General features: G+C 66.6%; 26 protein-coding genes. 3 read left to right on the top strand and 23 right to left on the bottom strand.

Annotated features, from left to right (window positions below; all coding sequences use genetic code 11):
• Positions 1 to 72: 72 nt before the first annotated feature.
• The 16 genes from H8B03_RS11165 to ruvC form a co-directional block, all read right to left on the bottom strand.
• Positions 73 to 1,749 (bottom strand): formate--tetrahydrofolate ligase, encoded by a 1,677-nt coding sequence (locus H8B03_RS11165; RefSeq protein WP_193141824.1) that lies wholly within the window; start codon positions 1,747 to 1,749, stop codon positions 73 to 75.
• A 208-nt stretch (positions 1,750 to 1,957) separates the two neighbouring features.
• Positions 1,958 to 3,877, bottom strand: a complete 1,920-nt coding sequence (gene ftsH, locus H8B03_RS11170) for an ATP-dependent zinc metalloprotease FtsH (RefSeq protein ID WP_193141825.1) — start codon at positions 3,875 to 3,877, stop codon at positions 1,958 to 1,960.
• A 70-nt stretch (positions 3,878 to 3,947) separates the two neighbouring features.
• Positions 3,948 to 5,213, bottom strand: coding sequence for a tRNA lysidine(34) synthetase TilS (tilS, locus tag H8B03_RS11175; RefSeq protein WP_193141826.1), 1,266 nt, complete (start codon positions 5,211 to 5,213; stop codon positions 3,948 to 3,950).
• Positions 5,210 to 6,022, bottom strand: coding sequence for a tetratricopeptide repeat protein (locus H8B03_RS11180; RefSeq protein ID WP_193141827.1), 813 nt, complete (start codon positions 6,020 to 6,022; stop codon positions 5,210 to 5,212). Before H8B03_RS11180 ends, tilS begins: the two co-directional genes overlap by 4 nt.
• Positions 6,019 to 6,507, bottom strand: a complete 489-nt coding sequence (gene pal / locus H8B03_RS11185) for a peptidoglycan-associated lipoprotein Pal (protein WP_193141828.1) — start codon at positions 6,505 to 6,507, stop codon at positions 6,019 to 6,021. Before pal ends, H8B03_RS11180 begins: the two co-directional genes overlap by 4 nt.
• Positions 6,508 to 6,583: 76 nt before the next feature.
• Complete coding sequence (gene tolB, locus H8B03_RS11190) at positions 6,584 to 7,918, bottom strand: Tol-Pal system beta propeller repeat protein TolB (RefSeq protein WP_193141829.1); 1,335 nt, start codon at positions 7,916 to 7,918, stop codon at positions 6,584 to 6,586.
• On the bottom strand, positions 7,915 to 8,919 hold the full coding sequence (locus tag H8B03_RS11195) for a hypothetical protein (RefSeq protein ID WP_193141830.1): 1,005 nt from the start codon (positions 8,917 to 8,919) through the stop codon (positions 7,915 to 7,917). Before H8B03_RS11195 ends, tolB begins: the two co-directional genes overlap by 4 nt.
• 5 nt (positions 8,920 to 8,924) lie before the next feature.
• Positions 8,925 to 9,413, bottom strand: coding sequence for a protein TolR (gene tolR / locus H8B03_RS11200; protein ID WP_193141831.1), 489 nt, complete (start codon positions 9,411 to 9,413; stop codon positions 8,925 to 8,927).
• A gap of 2 nt (positions 9,414 to 9,415) precedes the next feature.
• Positions 9,416 to 10,084, bottom strand: a complete 669-nt coding sequence (tolQ, locus tag H8B03_RS11205; protein ID WP_193141832.1) for a protein TolQ — start codon at positions 10,082 to 10,084, stop codon at positions 9,416 to 9,418.
• An 87-nt stretch (positions 10,085 to 10,171) separates the two neighbouring features.
• A complete protein-coding gene (gene ybgC / locus H8B03_RS11210; RefSeq protein WP_319022470.1) occupies positions 10,172 to 10,582 on the bottom strand; it encodes a tol-pal system-associated acyl-CoA thioesterase in 411 nt (136 codons plus the stop codon).
• Positions 10,579 to 11,553: a cation transporter gene (locus H8B03_RS11215; RefSeq protein ID WP_193141833.1), complete on the bottom strand. Its 975-nt coding sequence runs from the start codon at positions 11,551 to 11,553 to the stop codon at positions 10,579 to 10,581. The genes ybgC and H8B03_RS11215 overlap by 4 nt, the downstream gene beginning before the upstream one ends.
• A gap of 66 nt (positions 11,554 to 11,619) precedes the next feature.
• On the bottom strand, positions 11,620 to 13,206 hold the full coding sequence (locus tag H8B03_RS11220) for a hypothetical protein (protein ID WP_193141834.1): 1,587 nt from the start codon (positions 13,204 to 13,206) through the stop codon (positions 11,620 to 11,622).
• Positions 13,203 to 13,829: a hypothetical protein gene (locus H8B03_RS11225; protein WP_193141835.1), complete on the bottom strand. Its 627-nt coding sequence runs from the start codon at positions 13,827 to 13,829 to the stop codon at positions 13,203 to 13,205. Before H8B03_RS11225 ends, H8B03_RS11220 begins: the two co-directional genes overlap by 4 nt.
• 106 nt (positions 13,830 to 13,935) lie before the next feature.
• Entirely contained in the window at positions 13,936 to 14,964 is a 1,029-nt protein-coding gene (gene ruvB / locus H8B03_RS11230; RefSeq protein ID WP_193141836.1) for a Holliday junction branch migration DNA helicase RuvB, read from the bottom strand.
• A 4-nt stretch (positions 14,965 to 14,968) separates the two neighbouring features.
• The gene (ruvA, locus tag H8B03_RS11235) at positions 14,969 to 15,637 is read right to left on the bottom strand and encodes a Holliday junction branch migration protein RuvA (RefSeq protein ID WP_193141837.1); all 669 of its coding nucleotides are present in this window, start codon (positions 15,635 to 15,637) and stop codon (positions 14,969 to 14,971) included.
• A complete protein-coding gene (gene ruvC / locus H8B03_RS11240) occupies positions 15,634 to 16,140 on the bottom strand; it encodes a crossover junction endodeoxyribonuclease RuvC (protein WP_193141838.1) in 507 nt (168 codons plus the stop codon). The genes ruvA and ruvC overlap by 4 nt, the downstream gene beginning before the upstream one ends.
• Before the next feature lie 329 nt (positions 16,141 to 16,469).
• Here ruvC and H8B03_RS11245 point away from each other — a divergent pair, with 329 nt between their 5' ends.
• Positions 16,470 to 16,676, top strand: a complete 207-nt coding sequence (locus H8B03_RS11245) for a DUF1127 domain-containing protein (RefSeq protein WP_193141839.1) — start codon at positions 16,470 to 16,472, stop codon at positions 16,674 to 16,676.
• Between the two features lie 67 nt (positions 16,677 to 16,743).
• Here the strand turns inward: H8B03_RS11245 and H8B03_RS11250 are convergent, their stop codons facing one another.
• From H8B03_RS11250 to H8B03_RS11265, 4 genes are all read right to left on the bottom strand, one after another.
• Positions 16,744 to 17,616, bottom strand: a complete 873-nt coding sequence (locus H8B03_RS11250; protein ID WP_193141840.1) for a 50S ribosomal protein L11 methyltransferase — start codon at positions 17,614 to 17,616, stop codon at positions 16,744 to 16,746.
• Between the two features lie 31 nt (positions 17,617 to 17,647).
• Complete coding sequence (locus H8B03_RS11255; protein WP_319022471.1) at positions 17,648 to 18,199, bottom strand: sugar O-acetyltransferase; 552 nt, start codon at positions 18,197 to 18,199, stop codon at positions 17,648 to 17,650.
• Entirely contained in the window at positions 18,192 to 18,842 is a 651-nt protein-coding gene (gene msrA, locus H8B03_RS11260; protein WP_193141842.1) for a peptide-methionine (S)-S-oxide reductase MsrA, read from the bottom strand. The genes H8B03_RS11255 and msrA overlap by 8 nt, the downstream gene beginning before the upstream one ends.
• Before the next feature lie 216 nt (positions 18,843 to 19,058).
• The gene (locus tag H8B03_RS11265) at positions 19,059 to 21,254 is read right to left on the bottom strand and encodes a primosomal protein N' (RefSeq protein WP_193141843.1); all 2,196 of its coding nucleotides are present in this window, start codon (positions 21,252 to 21,254) and stop codon (positions 19,059 to 19,061) included.
• Positions 21,255 to 21,407: 153 nt separating this feature from the next.
• Between H8B03_RS11265 and H8B03_RS11270 the strand changes: the two genes are divergently transcribed.
• Positions 21,408 to 22,121, top strand: a complete 714-nt coding sequence (locus tag H8B03_RS11270; protein WP_193141844.1) for a DUF484 family protein — start codon at positions 21,408 to 21,410, stop codon at positions 22,119 to 22,121.
• On the top strand, positions 22,118 to 23,038 hold the full coding sequence (locus H8B03_RS11275; protein WP_193141845.1) for a tyrosine recombinase XerC: 921 nt from the start codon (positions 22,118 to 22,120) through the stop codon (positions 23,036 to 23,038). Before H8B03_RS11270 ends, H8B03_RS11275 begins: the two co-directional genes overlap by 4 nt.
• A 28-nt stretch (positions 23,039 to 23,066) precedes the next feature.
• On the opposite strand, the gene H8B03_RS11280 is transcribed toward H8B03_RS11275, so the two are convergent.
• From H8B03_RS11280 to H8B03_RS11290, 3 genes are read right to left on the bottom strand one after another with little or no spacing between them, the layout of a single operon-like run.
• Positions 23,067 to 23,810: a pyridoxine 5'-phosphate synthase gene (locus tag H8B03_RS11280; protein WP_193141846.1), complete on the bottom strand. Its 744-nt coding sequence runs from the start codon at positions 23,808 to 23,810 to the stop codon at positions 23,067 to 23,069.
• 57 nt (positions 23,811 to 23,867) lie between these two features.
• Positions 23,868 to 24,476 (bottom strand): DUF2062 domain-containing protein, encoded by a 609-nt coding sequence (locus tag H8B03_RS11285; protein WP_319022472.1) that lies wholly within the window; start codon positions 24,474 to 24,476, stop codon positions 23,868 to 23,870.
• A 33-nt stretch (positions 24,477 to 24,509) separates the two neighbouring features.
• A complete protein-coding gene (locus tag H8B03_RS11290; RefSeq protein WP_193141926.1) occupies positions 24,510 to 26,630 on the bottom strand; it encodes a bifunctional (p)ppGpp synthetase/guanosine-3',5'-bis(diphosphate) 3'-pyrophosphohydrolase in 2,121 nt (706 codons plus the stop codon).
• Between the last annotated feature and the right edge of the window lie 27 nt (positions 26,631 to 26,657).

The following is a 26,657-nucleotide window of genomic DNA, read 5'->3' on the forward strand; positions in this document are numbered from 1 at the left end:
GGTCAGCGCTCCGAAACTGGCTTCTGCCCGGTTCTACAACGCTCCCCACCGACGTACCACCGGCCAAATCGCTCAGAACAGCCCGTCGATCTGGCCGGCATCGTTCAGCATGATGGCCTCGGCGCTTGGCACGCTGGGCAGGCCCGGCATGGTCATGATCTCGCCGCAGATGACCACGATGAACCCGGCCCCGGCGGACAGCCGCACCTCGCGCACCGGCAGCGAATGGCCGGTGGGCGCGCCGCGCAGGTTCGGATCGGTCGAGAAGCTGTACTGGGTCTTGGCCATGCAGACCGGGAGGTTTCCGAACCCGGCGTCTTCCCAGACACGCAACTGGTCGCGGATCTTCTTGTCGGCCATCACCTCGTCGGCACGATAGATGCGCTTGGCGATGGTTTCGATCTTCTGGAACAGGCGCATGTCGTCAGGATAGAGCGGCGAGAATTGCGACACGCCGCTGTCAGCAACCTGGGCCACCCGCTTTGCCAGCTCGGTGATTCCGGCCGAACCCTCGGCCCAATGCTTGCACACATGCGCCTCGGAGCCTTGGGTGTTGACGAAGTCCAGCACGGCCTGCACCTCGGCCTCGGTATCGCCGGTGAAATGGTTGATCGCCACCACCACCGGCACGCCGAAGGATTTCAGGTTGCCGATGTGACGGCCCAGGTTGGCGCAACCCGCCTTGACGGCCGCGACGTTTTCGGCCCCCAGGTCGGCCTTGGCCACACCGCCGTTCATCTTCATGGCCCGCACCGTCGCCACCAGCACCACGCAATCGGGTGCCAGCCCGGCCTTGCGGCACTTGATGTTCATGAATTTCTCGGCCCCCAGGTCGGCGCCGAACCCCGCCTCGGTCACCACGTAGTCCGCCAGTTTCAGTGCCGTGGTCGTGGCCACGACCGAGTTGCAGCCATGGGCGATATTGGCAAACGGGCCGCCATGGACGAAGGCCGGGTTGTTTTCCAGGGTCTGCACGAGGTTCGGCTGCATGGCTTGCTGCAACAGCACCGTCATCGCGCCATCGGCCTTGATATCACGGCAGTAGATCGGCGTGCGGTCGCGGGTATAGGCGACGATGATGTCGCCCAGCCGCCGCTGCAGATCGTCCAGATCGGTGGCCAGGCACAGGATCGCCATGACTTCCGAGGCCACGGTGATGTCGAACCCGGTCTGGCGCGGAAAGCCGTTCGAGACCCCACCCAGCGAGGTCACGATGTCCCGCAGCGCCCGGTCGTTCATGTCCATGACCCGGCGCCAGACCACCCGGCGTTCGTCGATCGCCAGCTTGTTGCCCCAGTAGATGTGGTTGTCGATCATCGCTGACAGCAAGTTGTGGGCCGAGGTGATGGCATGGAAATCGCCGGTGAAATGCAGGTTCATGTCCTCCATCGGCACGACCTGTGCATAGCCGCCGCCCGCCGCGCCGCCCTTCATCCCGAAACACGGTCCCAACGAGGCTTCACGGATGCAGATCGCCGCCTTCTTGCCGATGGCGTTCAGCCCGTCTCCCAGTCCCACGGTGGTGGTGGTCTTGCCCTCGCCCGCCGGTGTCGGGTTGATGGCGGTGACGAGGATCAGCTTGCCGTTCGGGCGGTCATGTACCCCGGCGATGAAGTCCGCCGCGACCTTGGCCTTGTCGTGGCCGAAGGGGATCAGACTGGTCTCGGGAATGCCAAGCCCTGCCCCGATCTCCTGAATGGGTTTCTTGCTGGCTTCCCGTGCGATTTCGATGTCGGTCTTGAAACCCATGTCCTGTTCTCCGCCCTGATCACTCCGGCGCATGCGCGCCCTTGCGTCCAACCATAGAGCCACTGGCATCCAGCACGGAAGTACATTTCCGACATGGCGAAATTGGGATGCGCCAGAATTGCCCGCCACGCCCGGCGCCGGCGCAAAAAAAAGACCCCCCGCGGCCCGGCAGGGCAGCGAGGGGTCGAATTTCGGGATCCGGCGTCGATCAGCTGGAGGGTTCAGGCTCCATCCCGTTCTCGCCGCCGGGCTTGTTGCGCGGCTTGGTCTTGGGAATGGCGGTGATCGACGGCGCATTGCCCGAAGGCGTGTCGTCGTCATCCTCGCCCCGGTTCAGCGGCTCGCCCGCCATCGCCTTGGTGATCTCGGACCCGGTGAGGGTTTCGTATTCCAGCAGCGCTTCGGCCAGACGATGATGCTCTTCGGCATGTTCGGTCAGGATGCGCTTGGCCTCCTCATAGCCTTCGTCCACCAGCTTGCGCACTTCCTCGTCGATCCGCCGCTGGGTTTCCGGCGACACGTTCGACTGGCCCTGATAGGGGCCCAGGAAGCTTTCCTGTTCGTTGGCATAGTCGATGTTGCCCAGGTCGTCCGAAAAGCCGAACTGCGTGACCATGGCCCGCGCAATACGCGACACCTGCTGAATGTCCGAAGCCGCGCCCGAGGTCACGTTTTCCTTCCCGAAGATCAGTTCCTCGGCCACCTTGCCGCCCATCGCCATGGCGATCTTGGACTTGTACTTGGTGTAGGTGACGCTCAACTGGTCCCGTTCCGGCAGCGACATGACCAGACCCAATGCCCGGCCGCGCGGAATGATCGTCGCCTTGTGGATCGGATCATGCTGCGGAACATGAAGCCCCACCACCGCGTGCCCAGCTTCGTGATAGGCGGTCAGCTTCTTTTCATCCTCGCTCATGACCATGGATCGGCGCTCGGCCCCCATCATCACCTTGTCCTTGGCGCTTTCGAAATCTTCCATGGTCACGAAACGCCGTCCGATGCGCGCCGCCATCAGGGCTGATTCGTTTACAAGGTTCGCCAGATCGGCGCCCGAGAAGCCCGGCGTGCCGCGCGCGATGATGCGCAGATCCACGTCGGGGCCCAGCGGTACCTTGCGGGCGTGAACGCCCAGGATCTTCTCACGGCCCTTGATGTCGGGATTGGGCACCTGCACCTGGCGGTCGAAGCGGCCGGGGCGCAGCAGCGCCGGGTCCAGAACGTCAGGCCGGTTGGTGGCCGCGACGATGATGATGCCCTCGTTGGCTTCAAAGCCGTCCATCTCGACCAGCAGCTGGTTCAGGGTCTGTTCCCGCTCGTCGTTGCCGCCGCCATAGCCCACGCCACGGGACCGGCCCACGGCGTCGATCTCGTCGATGAAGACGATGCAGGGGGCGTTTTTCTTGGCCTGTTCGAACATGTCACGCACACGCGACGCGCCGACACCGACGAACATTTCCACGAAATCCGAGCCCGAAATGGTGAAGAAGGGCACGCCCGCTTCGCCTGCGATGGCCCGCGCCAGCAGCGTCTTACCGGTGCCCGGAGGGCCGACCAGAAGGGCGCCTTTCGGAATTTTGCCGCCCAGACGGGAAAATTTCTGCGGATTGCGCAGGAATTCGACGATTTCTTCCAGTTCTTCCTTGGCCTCGTCGATGCCCGCCACATCGTCGAAGGTGACGCGTCCGTGCTTTTCGGTCAGAAGCTTGGCCTTGGATTTGCCAAAGCCCATGGCCCCGCCGCGTCCGCCGCCCTGCATCCGGTTCATGAAATAGATCCAGACGCCGATCAGCAGCAGGAATGGCAGGAACGTCATCAGCAGGGTGGTAAAGCCCGACTGTTCCTGCGGGCGCGCGCTGACGGCCACTTCGTTGACGATCAGCATGTCTGCGACCTGGCTGCCCTGGGGCACGATCGTGACGTAGTCCTGCCCGTCGTTGCCGCGGAACAGAACCTTCTCGCCATCCAGGGTGACAGAGCTGACCTCTTTGTTTTCGACGGCCTGCACGAAGTCGGAATAGCTGATCGACCGCGACGACATCGTCGACTGGCCACCCGAGAACAGGTTGAACAGCGCAAGAATCAGCAGGAACAGCACCACCCAGAAGGCGATATTACGAGCGTTTCCCAAGGGGATCTCCTTTGTGGATGCGGCAATGGCCGCAAGTCTTCCCCTTAAGATAAGGAACCCACGCGCCAGTTCAATCAGGTTTCAGCACTGCAGCGAACGCAGAGACCCTTGATTGGGCCGTAGCGCGCCATTGAGGCGCCCCTGTCCGGGCCCCCGGAACCGCCGGCGCGGCCAGCAGATCGCCGTCCCACCACAGGCCCGGAAGCGCCTGCGCCACGGCGAAGGGAAGCCCCATTTCGCGCCATTGCGGGAAGCGCGCAAGGCCGGGTTCGCCCAGTGGCGCGACGGTGATCTCCGGGTCGAAAGCCCCTTCGATCTTCCAGCGGCCATCCCACAGGCCGACCGGCAGCGGTTCGGGGGCCAGGGCGGCGGGTTCGCGGGTGATCCACAGACGCCCGCGCGCCGGCACCAGAAGGCAGCCGTGCAGCGTCGCAACCCTGCCCGCGGTCGCCTGTGCCTCGGCCTGTTGCAGGGCCGACAGGCGGGGGCGGTAGGCGGTGCCAGCCAGGGTGCACAGCGCCCCGGAGAGCAGCCGCCAGCGGGTCTCGTCGGGCAACCCCGCCAGTCCGGCGGCGTCAAGATGCAGCACCCCGGCCTCAGATCCGGCCAGCCGTTCGGCCGCCGTGACGGCCAGATCCGCCAGAACCGCGCGGGCAGCGGCCATACGGGTGGCGGTTTCGGCCAGCCGATCGACCTCCAGCCCCGGCAGCGGCGGATCGGCCAGCAGCGCCCGCGCCCGCACCCGGTCGAAGCGACGATCGGCATTGCTGGGATCTTCCGCCCAGGGCTGATCGCGCCGGGTCAGTTCATCCCGCAATTCGTCCCGCCGGACCTGCAACAGCGGGCGCAGCCATGTGACACCCCGCGCCGCATCGGGACGGCTTGGCGCCATCGCCGACAGCCCGTCAACGCCCGAGCCGCGCGCCAGCCGCAACAGCACGGTTTCCGCCTGATCGTCGCGGGTGTGGGCCAGCGCCACCTGCGGGATGCCGCGCTGCCGGGCCCAGCCGGCGATCAGGTCCAGCCGCGCGGTGCGGGCGCGCGCCGCCAGATTGCCGCTGTCGCCGTCTGCGTCGGTCCAGCGCAGGATGTCATGGGGAAGGCTCAAATTGCGGGCGGTCTGCTGCACCAGTGCGGCCTCTTCGGCGGCTTCGGGGCGCAACCCGTGATCCACGGTGACCACAGCAAGGTCGCAGGGATGCCCGCGCGCCCAGTCGGCCAGCAGATGCAGCAGCGCCATGGAATCGCCGCCGCCCGAGACCGCCACGCCGATCCGTTGCGGCGCGCCCTGCGGCAGCGCCGCCAGCGCCGCCGCCAGCCGCGCCGCTGGTGTCACGAGCAGCTCAGGCCGCTCAACCGCGTTTCGGCCTGTGTGGCCGCCGTGGTGCCCGGAAACCCGGCCACGACCTGGCCCAGGGTGATGCAGGCCTCAGGCGTTTGGCCCAGCCCGGCCAGCGTATCGCCCAGCTTGAACAGCGCCTCGGCGGCAAGGCCGGGGTTTTCCAACTCGGCCAGCGTGTAGCTTTCCAGATAGGCGCGCCCCGCCTGCGTGGGATTGCCAAGGGCCGCCAGCGCATCGCCCCGGAACAGTTGCGCTTCGGCGGCCAGCGGGCTGCGCGGATAGGTGTCCACGAAACGGTTCAGCGCTTCATAGGCATCGGCGGGGGTGCCCTCCTTGGCCAGCTTCAGCGCGGCGTCGAAATCGGCCTGCTCGCCCACCGCCAGTTCGACTTCGGCGGGCGGCGGCACCGGATCGTTGGGCAGGGGCAGTTCGCCGCCCAGCGGCGGGGTCTGGCCCACGGCGCCCAGATCGCCGCCTTCCAACTCGGTCAGGCGAAACTCCAGATCGCCGATGCGGTTGGTGCCGTCCTGCACGATGCGGTCGATGCGATGCACCATTTCCTCGCTCTGGGCGGTCAGGCGCTGCAACTCGGCCTCGATCGCGTCCAGCCGGGCCAGCGGCCCCTGCCCCAGCCCGCTGCCGCCCATGGCGGTGCCGGTGGTGGACAATTCGCGCTGCAGGCTGTCGATCTCGACCTTCAGCACGGTCAGATGCTGGCGGATGTCGGCCAGCGTTGCCGCCCGATCCTGGGCCAGCAGCACGCCGGGCCAGAGGATCAGGGCCAGCGCGAAGGCGCGGATCATGAGGTGCCCCCGGCGGTCAGCACCGTGACGGCGCGGCGGTTTTTCTCATAGCAGGCCTCTTCCGAACAGACCTCCAGCGGGCGTTCCTTGCCATAGGTCAGGGTCCGAATGCGGCCCGGTGCAACCCCGGCCTCGACCAGCTGGTCACGCACGGCGGTGGCGCGGCGGGCGCCCAGGGCCAGGTTGTATTCCCGCGTGCCCTGTTCATCGGCGTGGCCTTCGACCACGGCGGTATAGGCCCCGTTGGCAGTCAGCCATTTGGCCTGCTGGTTCACCGTGGCACGGGCGCCGTCGGTCAGCACCGCCTGATCGACCGGAAACAGCACGCGGTCACCCACGGTCTGCTGGAAATAGGCCACCGAGCTTGGGTCGGCGGTGCTGCCCGGCGCGGCGGTCTGCCCCGTGCCCGAGCCGCCAAACGGATCGGAACAGGCGGCCAGCGCCACCAGTGCGCAAAGGGGAAGCAGTCGGGCAAATCGGGTCATGGGACAGATCCTGAAATCAAGCGGTGACATTTGGCGGGCAGGCTAGCAGCGCGCGGTGCGGATGCAAATGCGCAGGTTATTCAAGAAGCGGCGACCAGGCCGGGTCCGAGGCCGCGCCGGGGGTCTTGACCCGCCGCAGGTTGCGCCCGGTGATATCTACGGAATAGAGCGATGGCTCGCCCCCCGCGCCGGCGGTTTCGCGGGTGAACATCACCACCCGGCCATTGGGCGCCCAGGTCGGGCCCTCGTCCAGGAACGAGGCCGTGAGCAGCCGTTCCTCGGAGCCGTCCACCCGCATCACGCCGATGTGGAACCGGCCCCGGTTCTGCTTGGTGAAGGCGATCAGATCGCCGCGCGGCGACCACACCGGCGTGCCATAGCGGCCCTGCCCGAAGGAAATCCGCCGCGGCTCCCCACCGCCCGCCGGCATGACGTACAGTTGCGGGCTGCCGGAACGGTCGGATTCAAAGACGATCTGCGACCCGTCCGGGGAATAGCTGGGCGCGGTCTCGATCGACGGGGCGGTGGTCAGGCGTTTTCTCTCGCCACCGCTCAGGGGCAGCGAGAAGATATCGGTGTTGCCGCCGACGGCCATCGAGAACAGCACGCTTTTGCCGTCCGGCGCATAGCGCGGCGAGAAGGTCATGCCCTCGGGCTGGCCTTCCAGCGGGCGGCTTTCCAGCGTCCGGGTGTCCAGCCGCGTCACTTGCGGAAACCCCGTGGCGTAGGAGGTATAGAGCACTTCCGAGCCATCCGCCGAGATCCGCGGCGCCAGCACCAGAGTCTGGCTGTCGGTCAAAAAGCCCTGGTTCTCGCCGTCGTAATCCATCACCGCCAGCCGCTTCTGGCGGGCGTTCTTTGGGCCGGTTTCGGAGACAAAGACCAAGCGGCTGTCGAAATAGCCGCCCTCGCCGGTGATCCGCGAATAGACCTGATCGGCGACCTTGTGACCCAACCGCCGCCAGGCATTGGCGGTGCCGGTGAATTGCAGCCCCTCGCCCAGGGGCGCCTCGGAAAACGTATCGAACAGGCGGAACTTCACGGTGATCCGGTCGCCCTGCACCGTCACTGCGCCGACGACCAGACCCTGCGCATTGATCGCCTTCCAGTCGGCGTATTGCACCGGCGCGTTGAAATTGGTGACCTGCGAGATGAAGGCGGTTTCGGAAATCGGCCGGAACAGCCCGCTGCCCTCCAGATCCGACGCCACCACGGCGGTGATGTCGCGCGCCAGTTGCGGGGCGGCGTTGCCCTCGACCACGAAGGGCGCGATGGCGATGGGCAGCGGCTCGATCACGCCTTCTGTGATCTCGATCCTGAGTGGTCCCTGCCCGGTCTGGGCATGGAGCGGAGCGGAGAACAGGGTCAGAAGGGTGGAGGCCAGAACGGCCAGAACACGGGTCCGGGTCATTTGCGGCGCATCCTTTCGGGGTTGAAGGTCATCTCGATGGTTTGCCACTGGTCATACTTCTCGGGCGGCAGGTCGAACGGCTGACAGCGCAGGATCGCGCGGCGCGCGGTCTCATAGGCTTGCTGGGCCGCCGTTTCCCCGCCCCCCTCGTACGACACCATCCGCAGGTTCGAGGGGCGTCCGTCAAGCCCCATCTCCATCGCGACCACCACCGTGACCTTGGCCGCATCGGTGCCCAGCGAGGAAAAATTCCAGCATTGGCCCACGGCCACGCGCAGTCCTTCCCGCTCGCCCTGCGTCAGCGGTGGGCCGGAGGCGGCGGGGGCCGTGGCGGTCTCGGCCTCGGTTTCCGGCGCGGCCAGCGCCTCGGCCAGGGCTGCAGCGACGGGGTCTTGGGCAGCGGGCTGTTCGGGGGCGGGGTCGGCGGGCGCGGGATCGGGCTGCGGATCCGGCTGCGGCGGGCGGCGGCGCGGCACCTGCACGGTGACCGGCGCCAGCGCGGTCTCTGTAGCCTCGGTTACGATCTCGGGGGCGGCGGCTTCGGGGGCTGTGGCCTCCTGCTCTTCGGCCTCAACGGCCTCGGGGGCGGGATCGGGGACGGCTTCCACCGCCTCCTGCCGCTCGGGGGCTTCCGGCAGGTCCTCGGGCAGTTGCGGCTGCGGCACGGGCGCGACCCGGTCCACCGGCGGCGGTGCGGGCAGATCGGGCAATGGCTCGGCCTCGGGCAGCGGCTCCGGCTCCGGCGCGGGATCGGAGGGCGTCGGTGTCTCGGGCGGCGTATCGGCGGCCGGGGCGGCAGGGATCTCGGGGGCCGAGGCAGCCTCGATCGGCGCCGGGGTGTCCACCAGCGCGCCGGGGCTAAGGGCGGCGGCATCGATCAGGGTCACGTCGACCGCGCCCAGCGGTTCGGGCGGGGTCTGCCCGGCAAAGGGCCAGCCCACCAGCGCCACGAGGATCAGCGCCCCATGCCCGCCCAGCGAGAGTTTGAGACCGGTCTGCATCGGCCCTACTGGGCGTCCGGAGAGGTGCCGTCCAGCAAGGGCCCGCCGGGATCCGTCACCAGCCCGATCTTGCCGAAACCGGCAGCGTTCAACGCCCCCATGACCTGCATGACCACGCCATAGTCGATACCGCCATCGGCGCGCAGGTAGATCTGGTCATCGCTGCGTTCGGCGGCGATGGCACGCAACTTGGGGATCAGCTGGTCGGCCGGGGTCTCGGTGGTCTGGATCATCAGGCGGCCATCGCTGGCGATGGTGATGGTCAGCGGTTCTTCGTCCTGCGCCGGCAACGGGGTTGCCGCTGTCTCAGGCAGTTTGATCGGGACGCCAACGGTCATCAGCGGCGCGGCCACCATGAAGATGATCAGCAGCACCAGCATGACATCGACGAAGGGCGTGACGTTGATTTCGGAAATCGGCGCGGCAGAGCGCGCCCGGCGGCGCCGGCCCTTGCGGGCGCTGGGGCCGCCATCGTCAAGAAGCTGGGCGCCCATGCTCAGGCACTCTCGCGCGACAGAAGCGTGGCGAATTCATCGGCGAACACCTCGTAGCCGCCCACCAGCCGCGCGCTTTCGGATGTCAGCTTGTTGTAGAAGATCACCGCCGGGATGGCTGCCAGCAGGCCGATGCCGGTGGCCAGCAGCGCCTCGGAGATGCCCGGCGCCACCACCGCAAGATTGGTGGACTGGCTGACCGCGATCTGTTCGAAACTGTGCATGATGCCCCAGACCGTGCCGAACAGCCCGATGAAGGGCGCGGTCGAGCCCACGGTGGCCAGGAACGGCAGACCCGCGTTCAGACGCTCGGCCTCGCGCGCGATGGCCACATCCATGTTGCGGTCGATGCGCATCGAGGCGCCGGGGATCATCGCGCCGTCGGTCTTGTAGCTGCGCTGCCATTCGGTCATGCCGGCCACGAAGATCCGCTCGGGCGCGTTGCGCGGCTTGTCGGCCACGTCGGAATAAAGCCCGTCCAGCGGCTCGCCCGACCAGAAGGCGCGGTCGAATTTCTTCGCGGCGCGCTTGGCGCTGCGGAACGCAAGATGCTTCTGTATGATGATGGCCCAGCTGTAGACCGAGGCGGCCAGCAGCAGCAGCATGACAAGTTTCACCGTCAGGGTGGCGCGGGCGAACAGCGCCCAGAGCGTGAAGTCGATCGGGTCCATGAATTCTGCCTGTATTCGCGCGGCTCTGCGGCCGGTCGGGTTGCGCCAGTCTACTCGAACCGGGCAGACTTGGCTATGACAAGCGCGTTATTCAAGCACCCGGTCCAGGCGCGCGCAAAGATCCGCCGGAACACGGGTGGGCCTGCCGTCCTCGGTCATTGCCGCAAGGGTGACCTGCGCCTGAAACAGCGTCTCGCCGCCGCGCAGTACGGCCTGGGTCATGAAGATGCGCGCGCCCTTGATAGCCGAAAGGTGGGTTTCCACGGTCAGCAGATCGTCGAAGACGGCCGGGGCCAGATAGTCGGCCTCGACCCGCCGGGCGGCGAAGACGACGCCGGTCTGCGCCTTGTAGACCCCCTGATCGACACCCCTTGCGCGCAGGAACTCGGTCCGGCCGCGCTCGATGAATTTCAGGTAGTTGGCGTAATAGACGATGCCCGCAAGGTCGGTGTCTTCATAGTAGACGCGGATCTGGATCTGGTCGGCGGTCTGGGTCACGCGGGGGCCTCGGTCGGGTCGGGATGGATCTGGGCCAGCGACAGGTCGCGGCCCGCTTCGGTGGGCACCAGAACGCAATCAACGCGCCCCAGCACCGGGTACAGGGCCTTTTTGACAGCATGGGTGGCCGCGTCAACCCGCCGGCCCGTGACCGGCCGGGCGGGCCGCACATACAGGATCATCTGGAATCGCCGACCCTGCTTGATCAGGGATATCTCACAGATGGACAGGCCCAGCGACTCCAGCGCCGGGATGATCGCGGTTTCGGCGGTGGCCAGAACATCCGGCGCGGCGGTGACGCCCGCCAGTTCGGACAACCCGCCACGGAATTCGCGCCAGTACAGGCTGATCGAGATGCCGCACAGGAAGATGACCACCAGCGAATCCATGATCGGCGCCACCCAGGCCAGCGGCGTTGTGGACAGATACGGCCCCAGCGACAGCCCGGCCCCGGCGGCCAGCGTGATGAACCCGTCATAGCGTGCCGCCAGCATCTCCAGCCGCAGTATGTCGCTGATGCGTCCGCTGCGGATCCAGGCGAAGTAGTTGATCCCCGCCAGTCCCAGGCAGGTGGCGCAGATCCCCACGAAATAGACGACGATCACGTCGAAATGCAGCGGCGGCATCTCGGCCCCGGCGGCGTAGCGGGCGATGTTCATGCCCGCACTGGTGATGCCGAACATCACCAGCCCCAGCAGCAGGAGCGAGCGGAAGGTCTGGTAGATGGATTCGTCCACCGCGTAGCCCATGGGCCGGGTGTCATCCGCCCCGCGTCGCGTGTTGCCGCTGATCCGGATCGCGACGATGGCCGACAGGAACCCGACCATCGAGAACAGTCCGTCCACCAGCAGCGCCTGCGAGTTCGACAACCACGCCGCCAACACGCCCGCGATGGCCATGCCGAGATTGGCCCATTTGCCAACCCGCAAGGCGCGCTGTTCCAGCCGGAAGGCGGCGGTTTCTGCCTGCATGGTGTGTGCTCCCCAAAATTCAGCGCAGGCTACGGGGCGCGGGCCGGGCTGGCAATCTGCGACCGCTCAATCGGACTTGATCAGCCCCGAGAACCCGGCCACCGCCAACAGCGACAAACCCCAGCCCGCGATGATGTGGAGCCAGAGATAGGCCCGTGCCAGCGCCCCGATGGGCAGGCGCTCATCAGGGATCCAGTAGCCCTGCATCTCAAGGTCCACCACCGGCAGCAGCATGTCGGCGGAATAGATCCACGGGTTGAACGTGGGATAGCCAAGGGCCGCCTGTTTCGAGGCAAAGCAATCGAATTGCGATTGCCCCGGCCCGGCCCGCCCGTCGACCGGGTCGCGGCCGCCGGGAAGCATCACCTGCTGATCCGCCTGCGTTGCGCACAGCACCCAGTCCGGCGAGCGCAGAGATACCGCGTCATTGGGCTTCAGCGCCTGCGCGTTGAACGCCGCGCCGAACACCCAAAGGCCCAGACCCCAGAACAGCGCCAGACACAAAAACGCCTGTAAAGGCCGCTGCCCATAGGCCACCGTGTAGCGCAGAACCCAGTCCCAGCAGTGCGCCGCGAAGGCATCTTCAAACAGATTGGCCATTTGCAACCGCTGGCGCCGATCTGCGCGCTGCAACCGCTCTTTCTCGATCAGAACAAGGCGCGCATCGTCCCGGTGGCCCATGTCGCGCAGCACTTTGGCCAGCTGTTCATAGGGTTGGGGTTTAAAGGGTTTCCCTGCCCGGTTCTGGCGGCGCAACCACTCCAGACGGTCCTTGGCCGAGAGCGACGTAGAGTAGATCGCATCATAGCGAAACCCGTCCAAATCCAGATTGCCCGCTTCCGGCCAGCAATGCAGATCATCCACAATCGCAGAGACACGCGCATTCGTCAGAACAAGGCTCTCGGCAACCATCCCATCGCCCCGCAGGATAAAGCCGCCCTTGGCTTCCACCCCCTGTACCATCAAGGCTGCCTTGTTTTTTCCCGTGGCGAATTTCCCGCCGGTGCAGTCAAAATCCCCGCCCAGCGTGGCTCTGTCAAAGCACAACAGACCTTTAATTGTCACGTCTCGAAGAAAGACGCCGCATTTAGCCTCCAGCCCAGCTGCGATAAGAGCGTTCCCACTGTTTCCCGCCGAAAATTGCCCGCCGGTACAAATCAATTGCCCGCCCAGCGTTGCCCCCAAAATGGTCATCTCGCCTGTGCTGGTCACGTCCTGCAAAAAGATGCCGCCTTTGATCTCGAGACGATCGGCGCGCAATCCTTGTGCCAAATGGCTGCCGCTCAACCCCAGATTGGGGAGCGTTGCATCCCTTGCAATCACAGGGTCGGGGAACCGGCAGTGATGCAGCAACAAATCACCCTGCAAGTTGCAGCCTGTCAGATCCAGCCCCGCAGTTTCGGCCTCGGGCGTTGGGTCATCCCCGTCGATGAAGGCCCCGGAAATCCACAACCCGCGGGGACTGAGCCGACATTTTTTACAGCCCCCCAACGCAAGATAAGCAATGAAACTGACGCGAATGCGCACAGCGTGCGAGGCATCCTCGGGCGGCAATTCGGTTGAGATGATCAAAAAATGCCCGGTGTGCACCTCGTCCCGCAGTTTCTGTTCTGCGGGCCACAGCTCTCCGAATTCCGCCAGGGTGCGTTTCATCGGGTCTGCATCCGGGCGAACAAGCGCAGGGCGTGGCTAGGGTCCTGGGCCGTCGCGGGCAGCACCGGGTCATAGGCGGCGCGCAGCAGGGCGCCGATTTCGGGGCGCAGGATGGTGTGGCCGGTGTCGGGCACCACCGCCAGCGGCGACATTTGCCGGAACGCGGTGTCGGACCACAGCAGCATCGATTGCACCACCTGGCTGAGCGCCAGGGTCTCCGCCGGCACCGCCGAAAGCTCCGCATCCATGCGCAGGAAGACGAAGCACGCCTTGATCGCGCCGTCCGTGTCGAAGCGGAAGATGCGGTACTGGTTGGCGCCGGTCTTTTGCAGCCTATCGACCAGCGGGCCGAGGTCGGGGATCATCTTGTCGAGGTTGGGCGTCTCGACCAGTTCTTCCCAGTCGCGGAAGAAGAAGAACATCAGGTTGGCGCCAAGCTCGGGATCGGTCTCGGCCAGCCTGTGATCGGCCAGGGCAACCACGGCCTCCAGCGCGCCTTTCAGCACCGGCAGGGTCTCTTCGGTCACGCCGAAGATCACCGGCGCGATGGGGCGGCCCCAGCGGGCGAAGGCAAAACTGTCGTCGGAACGGGTGAACAGGGCGGTCAGGGCTTGCGGTGTCATGGCCGCGTTATGCGAAGGCGGGCGCGGTCTGGCAAGCGGGGTGATCTTGGATTTCGTGCCTCCGGCGGGAGTATTTCCGCCAAGAAGAAGAGACGCGGGGCGCGCGTCAGATTTCCAGCAGGCCCTGATCGGGGGCGCGTGGGGCTTGCAGGCCCAGATGCTGCCAGGCCCGGCGGGCCAGCATGCGGCCACGCGGCGTGCGCTGGATCAGGCCTTGTTGCAGCAGGTAGGGCTCGATCACCTCTTCCAGCGCATCGCGGCTTTCGGACAGCGCCGCAGCCATGGTTTCGATGCCCACAGGGCCGCCGCCATAGTGCTCGGCGATCAGGGTCAGGTAGCGGCGGTCGGCGCCGTCGAGCCCCAGGTGATCGACCCCGAGGCGGGTCAGGGCGAGGTCGGCGATGGCCCGGCTGAGGCGGCCGTCGCCTTCGACCAGCGCGAAATCCACCACCCGGCGCAGCAGCCGTCCGGCGATGCGCGGGGTGCCACGGGCGCGGCGAGCGATCTCGCGCGCGCCTTCGGGGTCCGAGGGGATGCCCATCAGGCGGGCGCCGCGTGTGACGATCTGGTGCAGCTCGTCCTCGGTGTAGAATTGCAGCCGCGTCGGGATGCCGAAGCGGTCGCGCAGGGGCGTGGTGAGCAAGCCGAGCCGGGTGGTGGCGCCGACCAGGGTGAAGGGCTGAAGTTCGATCCGGACGGTGCGGGCGGCGGGGCCTTCGCCGATCACCAGATCCAGTTCGAAGTCTTCCAGCGCCGGGTAGAGCACCTCTTCCACTGCCGGATTCAGACGGTGGATCTCGTCGATGAACAGGACATCGCGGCTTTCGAGGTTGGTCAGGATCGCGGCGAGATCGCCGGCCTTGGCCAGCACCGGGCCGGAGGTCATACGGAAATTCACCCCCAGTTCACGGGCGATGATCTGGGCCAGCGTGGTTTTTCCAAGACCGGGCGGGCCGTAGAACAGGGTGTGATCCATCGCCTCGCCGCGCTGGCGAGCGGACTGGATGAAGACATGCAGGTTGGCGCGCGCCTCGGCCTGGCCGGTGAATTCGTCCAGCGATTGCGGGCGCAGGGCGCGGTCGGCGTCTTCGGGTTGGGGGTCTGGGCGCAGGGTGGGGTCCGGGGCCTGGGTCACGCGATCACTCCTTCGGGGCCAGCAGGCGCAGGGCGGCGCGGATCAGGGCGGTGGTATCGGCATCGGGCGCCTCGCCACTGGCCTGGGCCACGGCGGAGGCGGCTTCGGACGGGCCATAGCCGAGGTTGGTCAGCGCCGAGAGTGCGTCGGCCTGGGCGGAAGCGTCGATGGACGGCGCGGGGGCTGCGGGCGCGGGGGTTTCTAGCACTGCCGTGTCTGCCGTGGAGGGCGTGGTGGCGGGCTGGGCGCCGGCGCCGCTCATCGCCATCACCGAAGGGGCCTTGTCCTTCAACTCGTTCACCACCCGTTGCGCGATCTTCGGGCCAACGCCGGGGGCGGCCTTGACCGCCGCCGCATCCCCAAGCGCGATGGCCCGGCTGACCCCGTCAGGCCCCAGAGTGCCGAGGATCGCCAGCGCCGCCTTGGCACCCACTCCCTGCACCGTCAGCAGCAAGCGGTACCATTCCTTTTCCACCAGGCTTTCAAAGCCGAAAAGCTGCAGCAGATCCTCGCGCACCAGAAGATCGGTGTAGAGCGACACGAAGGCCCCCCGTGCGGGCAGCGTCGCCAGCGTGCGATCCGAACAATAGACCAGGTAGCCCACCCCGCCGACGTCGATCATCACGTGATCGTTGCCGCGATAGGCCAGTTGCCCCGACAGCCGCCCGATCATGCGGAGGCCTTGCGCAGCGCGGCCTCGAGCCGGCCTGCCGATTGCAGGTGATGGGCGTGACACAGCGCGATGGCCAGCGCATCGGCGGCATCGGGGCCTTCGGGTTCGACGCCGGGAAAATGCAGGCGGATCATCGCGCCGATCTGGTCCTTGTGGGCGTGCCCCACCCCGACCACCGCCTTTTTCACCGCGTTGGGGGCGTATTCGCCGATCGGCAGCCCCGCCTGTGCCGGCACCAGCAGCGCGATCCCCCGCGCCTGCCCCAGCTTCAGCGTGCCCACCGGATCGCGGTTCACGAAGGTCTGTTCGACCGCCGCATGGGTTGGTGCATAGCGCAGCAGGATGTCCGTCAAATCGATGTGCAGGCGCAACAGGCGTTCAGCCAGACTGCCCTTGCCCGAAACCAGCGTGCCGTTGGCCGCGTGGCGAATCCTGGTGCCCTCTACGTCGATGACGCCCCAGCCGAGTCGCCTCAGCCCCGGATCGATCCCCAGAATGCGCATCTGCCTGCCCGCTCGTTGTTATTTTGGCACGCATAGCACGAAACAAGAACATCTGTAAAACGGATTGCCCGCAGGCTTCGACGCGACGTTACCTTTCCGGCGCAGTCTGAAACCGACATCCCGGCGGGAAACCGGGTCTGAAAACGACATTTCCAGACCTGGATTTAGGGCCAGTTTTCAATGCTCTTAGCGCCAGAAACAGCCCTGCCTTTTCTGCATGACGGGCATGCACAAAGCGCCGGTTGCCGGGGTGCGCAAGTTTTCCTATCTGGCGACTCGAGAACGATGAATACCTCACCACTCTGAAAACTCTAGAAGGATGGTCTGTCATGGCCTACGTACAAGCACACGCCCTGCCGCAAGTTTCCGGTTCGATCTTTTCCCTGCCGACACACCTGGTGACCCGTTTCCACGCCTGGAATCAAGCCCGCCAGACCCGCAATGCCCTTATGCAACTGACGGACCGTGAACTGGCCGATGTGGGCCTGACCTATGCCGATATCGAGAAGGTCGCGCGGAACACCGTCCATGTGTGACCGGCTGCACCACACTGATTGCCGGAGACAGGCCGCGGGATAACTCCTCGCGGCCTTTTTCTTTGTCTTACACCGCGCGTTGCAGGGTCAGGGTGGTCCAATCGCACTCGATGTCGCGCTGGGTCAGGGCAAAGCCTGCGTCCTCATAGGCCTCGATCACCGCATCGGCCTGCGCGTTCAGGATGCCCGACAGGATCGCATGGCCACCCGGCGCCACGGCGCCGCCCATGTCCGGCGCAAGCGCCAGAAGCGGGCCCATCAGGATATTGGCAAAGACCAGATCGAAGGGTGCCTCTGCCGCCAGATCGGGATGATCGAACCCGGCGGCCTCGACGCAGATCACCCGGCCTTCCAGCCCGTTGGACACCACGTTCGCCGCCGCCACCTCGACCGCCACTTCGTCGATGTCCGAAGCCAGCACCGTGATCGGCCAGACCCGGGCCGCGGCCATGCCAAGAACGGCGGTGCCACAGCCGACATCGGCGACCTTCTGGCAGGTCACACCTTGTTCCAGCAGGCGATCCAGCGCCTTGAGGCAGCCCAGCGTGGTGCCGTGATGGCCGGTGCCGAAGGCCATGGCGGCCTCGATCAACAGGCCGATCCGGCCTTCGGGCAACTTGTCGGCATCATGCGAACCGTGCACGAAAAAGCGCCCGGCCTCGACCGGTGCCAACTCGCGCTTCACCTTGGCCACCCAGTCGGTTTCCGGCACTTCCGACACGGTGAAGGGCCGGGCCCCGAAGGCGGCGGCCGCCAGCGCCAGCGCCACATCGTCGGGGGCCTCCAGGAAATAGGCGCCGACCTCCCACAAGCCCGAGCCGTCTTCCATTTCGAACACGCCGACGCCAGTGGGAATGGGGTCGATGTCTTCCAGCATCTCTCCCAGAGCCTGGGCGGCATCGCGGCCCTTCAGGGTGGTCAGGGCGGAATAGGTGATCATGGGGCGCTCCGGTGCGTTGGGGTCAGAGGGGCTATAGCGGGCGGGCCGGTACCCCTGCAACCCGCTGGCCGGGCGCCACATCGCGCGTGACGACCGCGCCCGCACCGACGACGGCACCGTCGCCCACGGTGACACCGGGCAGCAGGGTCACGCCGCCACAGATCCAGACATCTTCTCCCAGCGTGACGGGAAAGGCCCGTTCGATCCCCTCGCGGCGGCGGGTCGGATCGGGGTGATGCTCGGCACAGTAGATCTGCACCCCCGGTCCCAGCATGGTGCCTGTGCCGATGCGCACCGGCGCGCTGTCCAGAATGGTGCAGCCCGCGTTCATGTAGACCCGATCGGCCAAATGGATGTTGCGCCCGTACGAGCAATGAAACGGGGCTTCGATGAAGACCCTCTTACCAACCTCGGCGAACAGCGCGCGCAACCAAGGGGCCATGGCGCCGCGTTCATCCGGCGCCAGGGTGGCGTGCTGGTGGCAGGCCCGGCGCGCCTCCTGGCGCAGGGCCTCGAAGGCCTCGCCAAGCGCATTGTACCAGGTGCCATCGGCGACCCGCGCCAATGGCGTGACGTCAGACACCCGTGCCAATCGGGCAGGCAACCCCGGTGCCGCCCAGCCCGCAATAGCCACCGGGGTTCTTGGCCAGGTATTGCTGGTGATAGTCCTCGGCATAATAGAACACGGGCGCGGTCAGGATCTCGGTGGTCACGGCCCCGTACCCGGCCTGGGCAAACCGCGGTGCCACGGCTTCGCGACTGGCCACCGCCGCCGCTTGCTGGGCCGCGCCATAAGTGTAGATGCCCGAGCGATACTGGGTGCCCATGTCATTGCCCTGCCGCATGCCCTGGGTCGGATCGTGGCCTTCCCAGAACACCTGAAGCAGCGCCTCATAGCTGATCACGGCGGGATCAAAGATCAGCCGCACCACCTCGTTGTGGCCGGTCTGGCCGCTGCAAACTTCCTGGTAGGTCGGGTTCGGCGTGTGGCCGCCCGCATAACCGACCATGGTCAGCCAGACGCCGTCAGCCTGCCAGAACAGACGCTCGACGCCCCAGAAACAGCCCATGCCAAACATCGCCTCGGCCATGCCCTCGGGCACCGGCGCCTTCAGCGGAATGCCGGACAGGAAATGGGTCTGCGCGGTGGGGATCGGCGTCTCGCGCCCCGGCAATGCCGCCTCGGCGCTGACCATCTCGGACTTCTTGCGGAACAGGTTCATCATCGCGACCTCCCTTGGATCAGCCGTAAGAATAGGGTGCCCGCCCCCCGCCGCCAAGCAGGCGCCGGTCACAGGGACGTGTGCTCGCTCCGCCGCCAACGTGGCAACAGATGCGCCTCGGACAGGGGGACGATGGTCAAACGCATGGCCGCCCCCCGCGTCGGGCGCTTCCGTGCCTTCTTCTTGGCGAAAATACTCCCCGCCGGAGGCGTCCTGCCCTCACAGAAAGCTCTGCGGATCGATATCGATGCGCAGCCTCAGATCACCCTTCAACGGAAACTGTCCGGCCCATTGCGCCACCGCCGCCTGCAAGGGCGCGCTGCGCGCCGCCTTGACCAGCAGCCGCACCCGGTGCCGCCCCCGGATCCGGGCAATGGGCGCGGGCGCCGGCCCATACAGTTCCGCCCCGATGGCCGCCAGCGGCCCGTTCTGCCGCGCCAGCGCGTTGCCCAGGTCGAACACCTGCGCCAGGTCGGGGCCCGAGATCACGATCCCCGCCATGCGCCCGAACGGCGGCATGGACAGGGCCTGTCGTTCCGCCGCCTCGGCCCGCCAGAACGGCTCATCCGCGCCCGACAGGATCGCCTTGATGACCGGGTGCTCGGGCTGGAAGGTCTGCAACAGCGCCTGCCCCGGCCGGTCTGCCCGCCCGGCCCGGCCCGCCACCTGCCGGATCAACTGGAACGTCCGCTCCGCCGCGCGCAGGTCCGAGCCCTGAAGGCCAAGGTCGGCGTCGATCACCCCGACCAGCGTCAGCAGCGGAAAGTTGTGCCCCTTGGCCACCAGCTGGGTGCCGATGATGACGTCGGCCTCCCCCGCCGCGATGGCGCCGATCTGTTCCTTCAGCGCCCGCGCCGAGCCATACAGATCCGACGACAACACCGCGACGCGGGCGTCGGGAAAGGCCGCGATGGCCTCTTCGGCCACCCGCTCGACCCCCGGACCCACCGCCGCCAGCTTGCCCTCGACATTGCACGACGGGCAGGCGTCGGGCAGCGGACGGCTTTCACCGCATTGATGGCAGATCAGCCGTTTCTGGAAGCGGTGTTCCACCATGCGCGCGTCGCAATGCTCGCAGCCGATCTGCTGGCCGCAGGCCCGGCACAGGGTCACCGGGGCATAGCCGCGCCGGTTCAGGAACAGCAGCGCCTGTTCCCCCGCCGCCAGCCGCGCCTGCACCGCCTGCCGCAGGCTGGGCGACAGCCATGTGGAGGGCGCCAGATCCTCGGCCCGCATGTCGATCGCCGCCATCTCGGGCAGCACGGCGGCGCCGTAGCGCGCCGTCAGCACCAGCTTGTCGTATTTGCCGGTCTCGGCATTGACCCAGCTTTCCAGCGACGGCGTGGCCGAGGCCAGCACCACGCGCGCCCCGCAGATCGCCGCCCGCAGCACCGCCATGTCACGGGCCGAATAGATCGCGCCGTCCTCTTGCTTGTAAGACGTGTCATGTTCCTCATCGACCACGATCAGCCCCAGATCACGGAACGGCAGGAACAGGGCCGAGCGCGCCCCCACCACCAGTTGCGCGCCGCCCTGCCCGACCATCTTCCAGCAGCGTCGCCGCTCGGTCTGGGTGATGCCGGAATGCCATTCGGCGGGCCTGGCGCCGAAACGGTCCTCGACGCGGGTCAGGAATTCGGCGGTCAGCGCAATCTCGGGCAGCAGCACCAGTGCCTGCCGCCCGGCTTTCAGACAGGCGGCGACGGCTTCCAGATAGACCTCGGTCTTGCCCGAGCCGGTGACCCCTTGCAGCAGCGTCGTACCGTATTCGGCCTCGGCCAGCCCGACCGACAGCTTTGCTGCGGCATCGGCCTGATCCCCGGTCAGCGGCTTGCCGGGGCGGGTGGGATCCAGCACCGGATAGGGCAGGTCGCGCGGGGTTTCGGTTTCTTCCAGAACCCCTTGTTTCACCAGCCCCTTGATGACCGAGCCGCTGACGCCGGCGGCCTGTGCAATCTCGCTCTGGGTCAGGGCGGCCCCGCCGAAATCCTCCATCGCATCCAGCACCCGCGCGCGGGCATCTGTCATCCGGTCCGGTTCGCCATGGCCAAGCCGATAGACCTTGCGGCGGCTTTCGGCATGCCCCAGCCCCGGCGCGCGGGTGGCCAGCGACAGCATCGCGTGCATCGGTGTCAGGGTATAGTCGCCGGCGCGGGTCAGGAAGGTCTGCATGTCCTCGGTCATCGGCGCCACGTCCAGCCGACCGAAGATCGGGCGCACCTTTGCCAGATCATAGCCGCCCTGCCCCGGCCCCCAGACCACGCCCAGAACCCGACGCGGGCCCAGCGGCACCTCGACGAAATCGCCCACGCTACAGCCGCCCTCGGGCGCCTTGTAGTCCAGAAACCGGTCCAGCGGCTGGGTCGTCAGCACCGAAACCAGCGCGCCGGGGGGAAAGATGTCTTGCCGCGTCATGCCCTTTCCTTAGCCCCGCCCGTGCGGCGCGGAAAGCCCACATTGGCGCGGCGGCCCCCGCCAGGGACCAAGGCCCGACGGAATGCCGGGAAAAGGCGGGACAGGGGATTTGGGGATGTGCTACCTTGCTGCAAAACAAGACGAGGCAGACATATGAGCACCGACACCCTGGCCAGCGCCGAAACGGCGCTGCGCGACCTTATCGTGGCCGATCCCGAACGCGTCCTGAACGATCCCCATATCCTGCAGGCGTTGCTGCGGGCCGAGGATCAGGCCCGTGGCGGCAACGTGGTGGACATGCGCGGCATGACCATCTCGCGACTGGAAGACCGGCTGGCGCGGCTGGAACAGACCCATCAGTCGGTGATCACCGCCGCCTATGACAATGTGGCCACCACGGCACAGGTGCATCGCGCCATCCTTGCCATGATCGAGCCGCTGGACTTCGATGCCTTCCTCGGCACGCTGGACACCACCGTCGCCGAAACCCTGCGCCTGCGCGCGGTGCGGCTGGCGCTGGAAAGCGAGGATCGCACCCCTGACAGTGATCTCAACCCGCTGACCGGCACGCTCAGCCTGCTGCCGCCGGGCTATCTGGACAGTTTCGTCACCGAGGGCCGCCGGATGCGCAACCGCCCGGTGATCCTGCGGCAGGTGACGCAAGGCGCGGTGTCGGTCTATGGCACGGCTGCCGCCGACATCCGCTCCGAAGCGCTGGTCTGGCTGGATCTCGGTCCCGACCGGGTGCCCGGCCTGCTGGTGCTGGGCGCGCAGGAGCCCGAACATTTCGCACCCGGACAGGCCACCGACCTTCTGGAACTGTTTGCGCGGATCTGCGGGCGTCTGGTCCGGGGCTGGCTGGGGTGAGCCTGATCAGCCCCGGCGTTTCGGATCTCATCGCGACATGGCTGGACAGCCTGCGCGCGCTGGATGATGCCTCGCCGGCCACGATCACCGCCTACCAGGGCGATCTGCTGGGATTTGCCGCCTTCATGGGCAGCTATCACGGCGCGCCCGCCAGTCCCGCCACCCTGCGCGGCACCGATCTGACCGCCATGCGGGCCTGGATGGCCCATGAACGCGCCCGTGGCCTGTCGGCCCGGTCGCTGGCCCGCGCCCTGTCAGCGGTCAAAAGCTTCTTTGGCTGGTGGGCGGAGCGGGACGGGTTCGACCCGTCCAACGTGCTGTCCACCCGATCCCCCCGGCACCGCCGCAAACTGCCGCGACCGCTGGTCGAGGATGCGGCCAAATCGCTGATCTCGCAGGTGGAATTGCAGGCTCCGCAGGACTGGGCGGCGGCCCGTGACGTGGCGGTGGTGACGTTGCTGTACGGCTGCGGGCTGCGCATTTCCGAGGCCCTGTCGCTGACCGGCCGCGATGCCCCCCTGCCCGAGATGCTGCGCGTCGTCGGCAAGGGCCGCAAGGAACGGCAGGTGCCGGTCCTGCCGGTGGCGCGTCAGGCGGTGGAGCACTACCGTCGGCTCTGCCCCCATGATCTGCCCCCCGACGCACCGCTGTTCCGTGGGGTGCGCGGCGGCGCGCTGTCTGCCGGGATCATCCAGAAAGCTGTGCGCGCGGCGCGGCAGCAACTGGGCCTGCCCAGCACCGCGACCCCGCACGCGCTGCGCCATTCCTTCGCGACCCACCTGCTGAACAAGGGCGGCGATCTGCGCACCATCCAGGAATTGCTTGGCCATGCCTCGTTGAACACCACCGAGGCATATACCGCGGTCAACGCGGCGCGCTTGATGGATGTCTATCGAAAGTCACACCCGCGCGCCTGACCTGACGCCACCGCCGGACTGCGGGACGTCAGCGCGCCGCGTCCATCAGGCGGCGCATCTCGCGAATGGCCGGCTCCAGCCCCAGGAAGATGGCCTCTCCGATCAGGAAATGACCGATGTTGAGCTCCATCACCTCGGGCAGCGCCGCGATGGGCTGCACGGTGTCATAGGTCAGCCCGTGGCCGGCGTGAACCTCCAGCCCCTGCGCCTTGGCATAGGTCGCCATCTCGGTCAGGCGGGCCAGTTCCGCGTCGCGTTCGGCAATCCGGCCTTCGGCGTGAAAATCGCAATAGGCTCCGGTGTGCAGTTCGATGACTTCGGCGCCGATGCGCTGCGCGGCCTCGATCTGGGCGGCGTCGGCGGCAATGAAGATCGACACCCGGCTGCCTACAGCGCGCAGCGGCGCGATATACGCGGCCAGCCGCGCCTCTTCGCGCCGCACATCCAGCCCGCCCTCGGTGGTGCGTTCTTCGCGCTTCTCGGGCACGATGCAGACCGCGTGCGGCTTGTGGCGCAGCGCGATGGCCTGCATTTCATCGGTCGCGGCCATCTCGAAGTTCAGCGGCACGGTCAGGCGATCGGCCAGCGCCGCAATGTCGGCGTCCGAAATATGGCGGCGATCCTCGCGCAGATGCGCGGTGATGCCATCCGCGCCCGCCGCTTCCGCCAGAAGTGCTGCCCGCAGCGGATCGGGATAGGCACTGCCGCGCGCGTTCCGCACGGTGGCCACATGGTCGATGTTCACGCCAAGGCGCAATGGGGTCCGGGACATGGGATCCTCCCTCTGTGTCGAGTTCCCTTTTGAGGGAAATCAGCCGCGCCTGAAAGACTAGAGTTGCCGGCGCGGCACGCCATAGACGCGACGGGCGCGGCGTTTTTGATAAGCCGCGATCACCGGGCGGGACAGAAAATAGGCCAGCAGAGCTGCGACCAGACCGGGGATCAGCCCGCCCACAAGATAGGGCAGGAACACACCTTCGAAGAACAGCATCAGCCGGTCCCAATGCGGTTCGCCCCCGCTGACCAGAAGGCGCAGGTTGGTCCACAGTTCGGAAAAGGCGCGCGAGAAGGTCTTCAGCACCTGCGGCAGCGGCACGCGGGATTCGGACCCGAAGAGCAATTCTCCGGTCTCGATCGACAGGGCGGCGATCAGTGGAAAGGTCAGCGGGTTGCCCACGAAGGTGGACAGCAACGCCGCCAGAACATTGGCGCGCAGCAGAAAGGCCAGCAGGGCGGCGATGAACATGTGCAGGCCGAAGAACGGTGTGAAGGTGACGAAGACCCCGGCGGCAATGCCACGGGCAATGCGGGCGGGCGGATCGGGAAGACGGCGCAGGCGGTGCGAGATATAGCTGATGGCCCGGCTCCACCCCCCGCGGGGATAGACCGAATCCTGGGCTATTCGCCAGATGCTTCGCTTGTTCCGCCGTTTGAACACCAACAGACGGCTCTCCCCAATCGTCTCAGATGGTCACGCATCGATCCCTGCGCGATACCGGGTGATGGCCGCGACGTTGCTTTCTGCCTCCAGCGCGGTCATGACCCTGTGCAGATGTTCGGTATCGCTGAGTTCCACCTCCATCCGCATCCGATAGTAGTCCGGCTTTCGGTCTACGAAAACGAGATTCGAGATGTTGGCTTTCTGTTCGCCGATCAAGGTGCAGATCCGTCCCAGAACCCCGGCATCATTGCTGAGCGTGACGTCGAAGGCCGACGGGTGTACCGCCGCATGGGGGCCGCTGTGCCAGCGCAGGTCGATCCAGCGATCCATCTCGTCCTCGAATTCCACCAGACAGGGGCAGTCGATGGCATGGACGACGACGCCCCGGCCCGGCCGCGTGATGCCGACGATGCGTTCGCCGGGCACCGGTTGGCAGCAGGGGCCGCGATCCCAGTTCTGGTCCGGGCTGAGACCGATGACCGCGCGCCGGGTCTCGATCTCGTCGCCGCGATATTCGCTCAACTCGGGATAGAGGATTTCGACGACGCGGCGGGCGACGATCTCGCCGCTGCCCAGACGCGCCAGAAGCTCTTCGCTATCGCGCCCCAGTCCCAGCCGCTGCGCGGCGGTGGTCAGGGCCTTTTCGGTAACCCGCTTGTCGACCTGTTCGAAGGCCACGCGGGCCAGTTCGCGGCCCAGCTTGACAAAGCGCGACCGGTTCTCGGCGCGCAGCGCCCGGCGGATGGCGGATTTGGCCTTGCCGGTGACGGCGATGTCGATCCAGGTGGCTTGCGGGCTCTGGCCCTCGGCGGTGATGATCTCGATCGACTGGCCGTTGCGCAACTGGGTCCACAGCGGCACCCGCTGGCCATCGACCTTGGCACCGACACAGGCCGAACCGATGCGGGTGTGGATGGCAAAGGCGAAATCCAGCGGCGTCGCCCCGCGCGGCAGTTTCACCACATCGCCCTTGGGCGTGAAGCAGAACACCTTGTCGGGGTACATCTCAAGCTTCACCGCCTCGAAGAACTCGTCATCGTCGGCGGAGGCTTCGAAATGTTCGGCCAGTTGCGCGATCCACGACTGCGGATCGACGGCAAAGGGGTTCTCGGCGCGCTGGCCATCCTTGTAGGCCCAATGGGCCGCGACCCCGGCCTCGGCCACATCGTGCATCGCGCGGGTGCGGATCTGCACCTCGACCCGCTTGCCGTCGCGGCCCAGCACCGTGGTGTGCAGACTGCGATAGCCGTTCTGCTTGGGCTGGCTGATATAGTCCTTGAACCGGGTCGGCACCGCGCGCCAGCGATGGTGGATCGCGCCCAGCACGCGGTAGCAATCCATCTCGTTGCTGGTGATCACGCGGAAGCCATAGATGTCGGACAGGCGCGAGAAGCCGATTTCCTTCTGCTCCATCTTGCGCCAGATCGAATAGGGCTTCTTGGCGCGGCCGATGACCTCGGCCTCGATGCCGTATTCGGTCAGTTCGGCAACCATGTCCTCGTAGATCTTCTCGATGACATTGCCGGCTTTCTCGCGCAGCTTCAGAAAGCGGCGGATGATGGCGGTCCGCTGTTCGGGGTTGAGCACCTGGAAGGCCAGATCCTCAAGCTCGTCCCGCATCCCCTGCATTCCCATGCGGCCGGCCAGCGGCGCATAGATGTCCATGGTCTCGCGGGCTTTGCGCGCCTGCTTTTCCGGCGGCAGCGACTTGATGGTGCGCATGTTGTGCAGGCGGTCGAACATCTTGACCAGCACCACGCGCAGATCCTTGGACGTCGCCATGAACAGCTTGCGGAAGTTTTCGGCCTGCTTGGTCTCGGTGGAACTGAGCTGCAGGTTGGTCAGCTTGGTGACGCCATCGACCAGCTCGGCAACCTCGGCCCCGAACAGACGGGTGATGTCGCCGTGGGTGGCCTCGGTATCCTCGACCGTGTCGTGCAGGATGGCGGTGATGATGGTGCTGTCGTCCAGATGCTGACGCGCCAGCATGTCGGCGACGGCGACCGGGTGCACGATATAGGGTTCGCCCGAGCGGCGGAACTGCCCTTCATGCACCTTGCGCGCATAATCATAGGCCAGACGCAGCTTGGCTTCATCCGTCCGCGGATTGTATTCCTTGACACGCGCGACAAGATCGTCGACCGGGATCAGACTTTCCTGCACGACGCGCGGTGTCCT

This window comes from Meridianimarinicoccus sp. MJW13, from assembly GCF_014901205.1.
GTDB lineage: Bacteria > Pseudomonadota > Alphaproteobacteria > Rhodobacterales > Rhodobacteraceae > Meridianimarinicoccus.